The organism is Mangrovicoccus algicola (assembly GCF_014903745.1).
Classification (GTDB): Bacteria; Pseudomonadota; Alphaproteobacteria; order Rhodobacterales; family Rhodobacteraceae; genus Mangrovicoccus; species Mangrovicoccus algicola.
Window position 1 is genome coordinate 55502 of record NZ_JACVXA010000031.1, and the last position, 6062, is coordinate 61563.

Here is a 6062-nt window from a genome sequence, read left to right on the forward strand (position 1 = left end):
TCCCCCGCATGGCGCCCGGAGTATCCGAATTGACCGAAATCTGGCTGCCGCTTCTGGGCGGGCTCGTGCTGCTGATCCTGGGCGGCGATCTTCTGGTGCGCGGCGCCGTGCGCGTGGCCGGGGCCCTGGGCGTGCCGCCACTGGTGATCGGCCTGACGCTGGTCGGCTTCGGCACCTCGACACCCGAACTCGTGACCTCGCTGCAGGCGGCGCTGTCGGGGGCGCCGGGCATCGCCTTCGGCAATATCGTGGGCTCCAATATCGCCAATATCCTGCTGATCGGCGGGGTGGCGGCGCTGATCTGCCCGATCGCGGTGGAGTCGGTGGCGCTGCGCCGCGACGGCATGGCGATGCTGGGCGCGGCCCTGGCCTTTGCCGCGATGGCCTGGGTCCTGCCGCCCGGCCGGCTGGCCGGTTTCGCCGGAATCGCGCTCCTGTGCGCCTATCTTTATGCCGCCTTCCGCCACGAGGCCGCCGCCCCCGCCGATCACGGCGCGGCGAAAGACAAGGAGCTGGCGCTGGAAGGCGCCGATCCCGCCACCCGTCCCGGCCGCGGCGGCACGCTCTGGCTCAATCTCGGCATCGCGCTCGGCGGGCTGGTGCTGGTCGTGCTGGGCGGCAAGTTCCTGGTCGACGGCGCCGTCTCGCTGGCCCGCGGCATGGGCATTTCCGAAACGGTCATCGGCCTGACCATCGTCGCCGTCGGCACCTCGATGCCGGAACTCGTCACCTCGGTCATCGCCGGGCTGAAGCGCCAGGGCGAGGTCGCCTTCGGCAATATCGTGGGGTCCAACATCTACAACATCCTGGGCATCGGCGGCACCACCCTGGCCGTGGTTCCCGGCCCCGTCCCGCCCGAGATGCTGCGGCTCGACCTGCCGGTGATGGTGGCGGTGTCGCTGCTTTTCGTGGTGCTGGCGCGCACCGGCTGGCGGCTGTCGCGCCCCGAGGGGCTGGTGCTGCTGGCAGGGTACGGCGCCTATCTCTGGGCGGTCTGGCCCTGACGGAGGCGCGCGCCGGACGGGGGCCCGCGTCCCCCGGCGCGTCTTTACCCGATCTTGACCCTTGCCTGCGATTGCCTCAAAACGCGGACGACCGGACAGTGCCACGGAGGTTCCCCAAATGGCCAAGCGACTGCATCTTGTCTTCGGCGGCGAGCTCGTCGATCCGTCGCGGACCGAGTTCAAGGATGTCGACGCGATCGACATCGTGGGCATGTTCCCCGACTACGACTCGGCCCATTCCGCCTGGAAGGACGCCGCGCAGCGCACCGTGGACAACGCCCATATGCGCTACTTCATCGCCCATATCCACCGGCTGCGCGACGAGGCGACGCCCGCCTCCGCCACCGAGGAACTCGGCTGAGACGCCCTGGCTGAATGACGTCCCCCGCCCTCTCCGCCTATCTTGCGTTCTCCCGCAATGCCGAGGGCTGGGGCCGCCGCCAGCTGAAGAAGCGGCTGGGCCGCGGCAAGGAAGACCCTGCCCGGCTGGCCGAACGCGAAGGCCATGCCGCGCTGCCGCGCCCCGAGGGGCGGCTGATCTGGTTCCACGCCGCCTCGGTCGGCGAAAGCCTGTCCATCCTGGAAGTCATCAAGCGGCTGGGCATGCGAGACGAGACGCTGAATTTCCTCGTCACGACCGGCACCGTCACCTCTGCCGAGATCCTCGCCGCGCGCCTGCCGCCGCGCACGCGCCACCAGTTCATCCCGCTTGACGTGGTCGCTTTCGTGCGCCGCTTCCTGGCGCATTGGCGCCCGGATCTGGCCGTCTGGACGGAAAGCGAACTCTGGCCCGCGCTGATCACCGAAACGGCGGCGGCCGGCACGCCGATCCTTCTGCTGAACGCGCGCATGTCCGAGCGCAGCGCCCGGCGCTGGCGGATGATGAACGGCGCGGCGCGGCGGCTTCTGTCGCATTTCGCCGCCGTTCAGGTGCAGGATGACGCGACCGCCCATCACCTGCGGGCGCTGGGACTGCCGCGCGAGCGCATGGCCGTCACCGGCACGCTGAAGGAAGGCACGCCGCCCCCGCCCTGCGACGAGGCGGAGCTGTCGCGGCTGGGCGCCAAGCTGAAGGGCCGCCCGCTATGGTGCGCGGCCTCCACCCACGAGGGCGAGGAAGACATCGCCGCCGAAGCCCATCGCATCGCCCAGAAAAGCACGCACGGGCTGCTGCTGATCCTGGCGCCGCGCCATCCCGAACGCGGCGGGGCGATCCGCGACCGGCTGGCAGCGGAAGGCCATGCCGTGCGGCTGCGCAGCGAACGCGGCTGCCCGGACGAGGATTGCGACATCTACGTCGCCGACACGCTGGGGGAAATGGGGCTGTGGTACCGCCTGGCGCCGGTCAGTTTCGTCGGCGGATCGCTGGTGCGCGTCGGCGGGCACAACCCGTATGAACCCGCGGCGCTCGGCTCGGCCATCCTGCACGGGCCGCATGTCCACAATTTCGCCGATATCTACGAGCGCCTGGATGCCGCCTCGGCCGCGGTGCCGGTCGCGGATGCCGCCACCCTGGGCGAGACGGTCGCCGCGCTGATGCAGCCCTCGCAAAGCGCGCCGATGGCCTATGCCGCCTGGGAACTCAGCTCCTCCGGCGCGGATGTCACCGACAAGGCGCTGGCGCTGATCCTCGAGCATCTTCCGGCGGACCCGGCCTGATGCAGGCACCGCGCTTCTGGGACAATCCGCCCGAGCGCCCGGGATGGCAGGCCCGCGCGCTGGCACCGCTGGGCGCTGTCTATGCCGCCGCCACCGCGCGGCGCGTCGCCCGCCCGCCCGCGCACCGCCCCGCCGTGCCGGTGATCTGCGCGGGCAACATCAATGCCGGGGGCACCGGCAAGACCCCCTGCGTCATGCTGCTGATCCAGAGGCTGCAGGCCCGCGGCATCGCGCCGGTGGTGGTCACCCGCGGCCATGGCGGCCGCGAGACGGGCCCGCTGCTGGTCGACCCCGCCCGCCACGATGCGGCGCGGACCGGGGACGAACCGCTGCTGCTGGCGGCCTTCGCGCCGGTCATCGTGGCGCGCGACCGCGCCGCGGGGGCGCGGCTGGCCGAGGAAACCGGCGCGGGCGCGATCGTTCTGGATGACGGGCTGCAGAACCCCTCCCTGCCGCGCGACCTGTCGATCGTCGTGGCGGATGCCGCGCATGGGTTCGGCAATGGCAGGGTGCTTCCGGCCGGACCCCTGCGCGAACCGGTGGCGGCGGGCCTGGCCCGGGCGGATCTGGTCATGTCGATCGGGGATGAGGCGGCGCAGGCCGGGTTCACCGCGCGCTGGGGGGCTGCCCTTGGCGGGATCCCGCGCCAGCGCGCGGCGCTTCTGCCGCTTCAGACGGGGATGGACTGGCAGGGCGTGCCGGTCATGGCCTTCGCCGGGATCGGGCGTCCGGAAAAGTTCTTCGACACGCTGCGCGGGCTGGGCGCCGATCTGCGCCATGGCGAAGCGCTGGACGATCACCAGGGGCTGAGCCCGGCGCTGATGCAGCGCCTGTCGGCGGAGGCCGCCGCCCGGGGCGCGCAGCTGGTCACCACCGAGAAGGACGCCGTGCGCCTGCCCGCCGCCTGGCGGCGGGAGGTGCTGACCCTGCCTGTGCGCCTGGCCAGCCCCGACTGGTCGGCGCTGGATGCCGCGCTGGACGGAGTGCTCTGAGACGGCCGGACCCGCAGGCCCGGCCGCGTCCGCTCAGGCCCCCAGCTTCTCGTCGAGGATTTCGGCGAACTGCTCGAAGCTCATGTTGGAATAGGGCTCGCCATCGATCAGGAAGGACGGCGTCGCGGTGACCTCGTCCGCCTTGGCATTGGCGCCGTACCAGTTGACCAGCGCCTGCGCGGTGGCATTGTCGTTCAGGCAGGCATCGACCTGCTCCTGCGTCAGCCCGGCGGTCAGGCCGACCTTTTTCAGCGCGCCCGCGATCCCGGCCGGATCGCCCAGCCCGGTCCAGTCGCGCTGGGTCGCGAACAGCCGGTCGGCGATGCCGAAATAGCGCATCTCGCCGCCGCAGCGCGCCACCATGGAGGCCCACAGCCCGTAGCGGTCGAAATAGACCTCGCGGAAGGTGAACTGCACCTTGCCGGTGTCGATGTAGTCCTCCTTCAGCCGCGGATAGACCGTTTCGTGGAAATGCGCGCAATGCGGACAGGTGAAGCTGGCATATTCGGTCACCTTCACCGGCGCGTCATCCCGGCCCAGAACCATGTCCGGAATATCCGGCAGGTTTTCCGGCGCGGCATCCTGCGCGAAGGAGAATGAGGGCAGCATCGTGGCCGTGCCGAGCATCAGCGCGGAGGTCAGGAGCTCGCGACGTGCGATCATTGGGGTCGTCCCTTGTTTTGTCTTGCGTGAATTCTGGCGCCCAGCCCGGCCAGCGCATCGCGCAGCCCGGGATCGGTGACGCCTTGGGTCTGTGCCTCGATCTCGGGCGTGGGAACCGGCGGCGCGGCGGGCGCGGGACGGAAAGCCGCCTGCGCCTCGGCGAAGCCGCCATAGCCCGAGGTCTGGGTCAGCGCGATGCGTGCGATGGCATTATAGCCGTAGCAGGCATTGACGCGGGCGCGGATCACCTCGGACTGGGCCTGGATGATCGGTCCGGCGGCGCCGCGCACCAGGATGGTCAGGGTCGCCCCCAGCCCGCCCTTGCGGGCAAAGCCGACCTTCACCGGTTCGCACATCCGCGCCAGATCCTCGCCGACCACCTCGGTCCAGTGGGTCAGCAGACGTGTCATCGCGAAGCCACGGCTTTCGCCGGCCTTCGAGACACGGGTCTGGACAAGGCTGCCCGCGCTTGCGAAGCCGCGGCCGCGCCGTGACTTGTAGGTCCTGGATTGCCACGCGTCGGCCATTGCACTCCTTCCGTCCGGGCGCCAGATTACCCGCTCGGGCGCGGCGCGCCAGTGCAAAGCTTGCAGGAGGCATAACGCTTGCGTGACAGAGATCCAGTGGCAAAATCGGCCGACCTTCTGGAATGGTACGACCGCCATGCGCGGGTCCTGCCCTGGCGGGCGCCCCCCGGATCCGATGCGCGCCCCGATCCCTACCGCGTCTGGCTGTCGGAAGTCATGCTGCAGCAGACCACCGTCCCGGCGGTAAAGGCCTATTTCCACCGCTTCACGCTGCAATGGCCGACGGTCCAGGACCTCGCCGCGGCCGAGGATGCCGATGTCATGGCCGCCTGGGCGGGGCTGGGATATTACGCGCGCGCCCGCAACCTGCTGAAATGCGCGCGCGAGGTCGCCGCGATGGGCCAGTTCCCCGACACGCTGGAAGGTCTGCTGGCCCTGCCGGGGATCGGCCCCTATACCGCCGCCGCCATCGCCGCCATCGCCTTCGGCCGGCCCGAGACGGTGGTGGACGGCAATGTCGAGCGGGTCATGGCGCGGCTGCATGCGGTGGAGGAGCCCCTGCCCGCAGCCAAGCCCGCGCTGGTGCGCCATGCCCGGGCCCTGACGCCCGCGACGCGGCCCGGGGACCATGCCCAGGCGGTGATGGACCTGGGCGCCACGATCTGCACGCCGCGCAACCCCGCCTGCGGCATCTGCCCCTGGTGGTCGCCCTGCGCCGCGCGCGACCTGGGCATCGCCGCCGACCTGCCGCGCAAGCTGCCGAAGAAGGAGAAGCCGGTGCGCCTGGGCATCGTCTATCTGGGGCGCCGCAGCGACGGGGCCTGGCTCCTGGAAACCCGGCCCGCCTCGGGGCTTCTGGGGGGGATGCTGGGCTGGCCGGGCAGCGACTGGGCGGAGGCGGAGCCCCTGGCCATGCCGCCCGCGCCCGGGGACTGGCAGACGCTCAATGGCGAGGTGCGCCACACCTTCACCCATTTCCACCTGCGGCTGCGCCCGATGGTGGCGCGGCTGACGCCGGACACGCCGATCCGCCGCGGCCATTTCGTGGCGGCCGCGGATTTCCGCGCCGCGCATCTGCCCACCGTCATGCGCAAGGCCTGGACGATGGCGCGCCCCTTCTTCGAGGACGCCTGAGCGCGGCGCCCGCCGCCGGGCTCAGTCCGCCGCCGCCGGGTCCCGCGCGGCATCCGCCCGCGCAATGGCCGCCGCCAGCCCCG

At 71.3% G+C, this 6062-nt stretch carries 7 protein-coding genes; 5 read left to right on the top strand and 2 right to left on the bottom strand.

The features are described from left to right. The first annotated feature begins 29 nt into the window (after positions 1-29). The 4 genes from ICN82_RS11160 (at position 30) to lpxK (ending at position 3655) form a co-directional block, all read left to right on the top strand. Positions 30-1004: a calcium/sodium antiporter gene (locus ICN82_RS11160; protein ID WP_193182708.1), complete on the top strand. Its 975-nt coding sequence runs from the start codon at positions 30-32 to the stop codon at positions 1002-1004. A gap of 118 nt (positions 1005-1122) precedes the next feature. Further along, entirely contained in the window at positions 1123-1365 is a 243-nt protein-coding gene (locus ICN82_RS11165) for a DUF4170 domain-containing protein (protein ID WP_193182710.1), read from the top strand. 14 nt (positions 1366-1379) lie between these two features. Next, positions 1380-2663 carry a 3-deoxy-D-manno-octulosonic acid transferase gene (locus tag ICN82_RS11170; RefSeq protein WP_193182712.1) on the top strand — a complete coding sequence of 428 codons (1284 nt, stop codon included), beginning with the start codon at positions 1380-1382 and terminating at the stop codon, positions 2661-2663. Further along, entirely contained in the window at positions 2663-3655 is a 993-nt protein-coding gene (gene lpxK, locus ICN82_RS11175; RefSeq protein WP_193182714.1) for a tetraacyldisaccharide 4'-kinase, read from the top strand. Before ICN82_RS11170 ends, lpxK begins: the two co-directional genes overlap by 1 nt. Before the next feature lie 33 nt (positions 3656-3688). Here the strand turns inward: lpxK and ICN82_RS11180 are convergent, their stop codons facing one another. Together ICN82_RS11180 and ICN82_RS11185 are read right to left on the bottom strand one after the other, a co-directional pair. Beyond that, positions 3689-4318, bottom strand: coding sequence for a DsbA family protein (locus ICN82_RS11180; RefSeq protein WP_193182716.1), 630 nt, complete (start codon positions 4316-4318; stop codon positions 3689-3691). Beyond that, a complete protein-coding gene (locus ICN82_RS11185; RefSeq protein ID WP_193182718.1) occupies positions 4315-4845 on the bottom strand; it encodes a DUF721 domain-containing protein in 531 nt (176 codons plus the stop codon). The genes ICN82_RS11180 and ICN82_RS11185 overlap by 4 nt, the downstream gene beginning before the upstream one ends. 78 nt (positions 4846-4923) lie before the next feature. Here ICN82_RS11185 and ICN82_RS11190 point away from each other — a divergent pair, with 78 nt between their 5' ends. After that, entirely contained in the window at positions 4924-5979 is a 1056-nt protein-coding gene (locus ICN82_RS11190) for an A/G-specific adenine glycosylase (RefSeq protein WP_193182720.1), read from the top strand. Positions 5980-6062 lie beyond the last annotated feature (83 nt).

What these genes read in the sequence shown, in the direction of transcription:
- ICN82_RS11165 (WP_193182710.1), top strand. Translation starts at nt 1,123, where the DNA reads ATGGCCAAGCGACTGCATCTTGTCTTCGGCGGCGAGCTCGTCGATCCG.
- ICN82_RS11170 (WP_193182712.1), top strand. Translation starts at nt 1,380, where the DNA reads ATGACGTCCCCCGCCCTCTCCGCCTATCTTGCGTTCTCCCGCAATGCC.
- lpxK (WP_193182714.1), top strand. Translation starts at nt 2,663, where the DNA reads ATGCAGGCACCGCGCTTCTGGGACAATCCGCCCGAGCGCCCGGGATGG.
- ICN82_RS11180 (WP_193182716.1), bottom strand. Translation starts at nt 4,318, where the DNA reads ATGATCGCACGTCGCGAGCTCCTGACCTCCGCGCTGATGCTCGGCACG.
- ICN82_RS11185 (WP_193182718.1), bottom strand. Translation starts at nt 4,845, where the DNA reads ATGGCCGACGCGTGGCAATCCAGGACCTACAAGTCACGGCGCGGCCGC.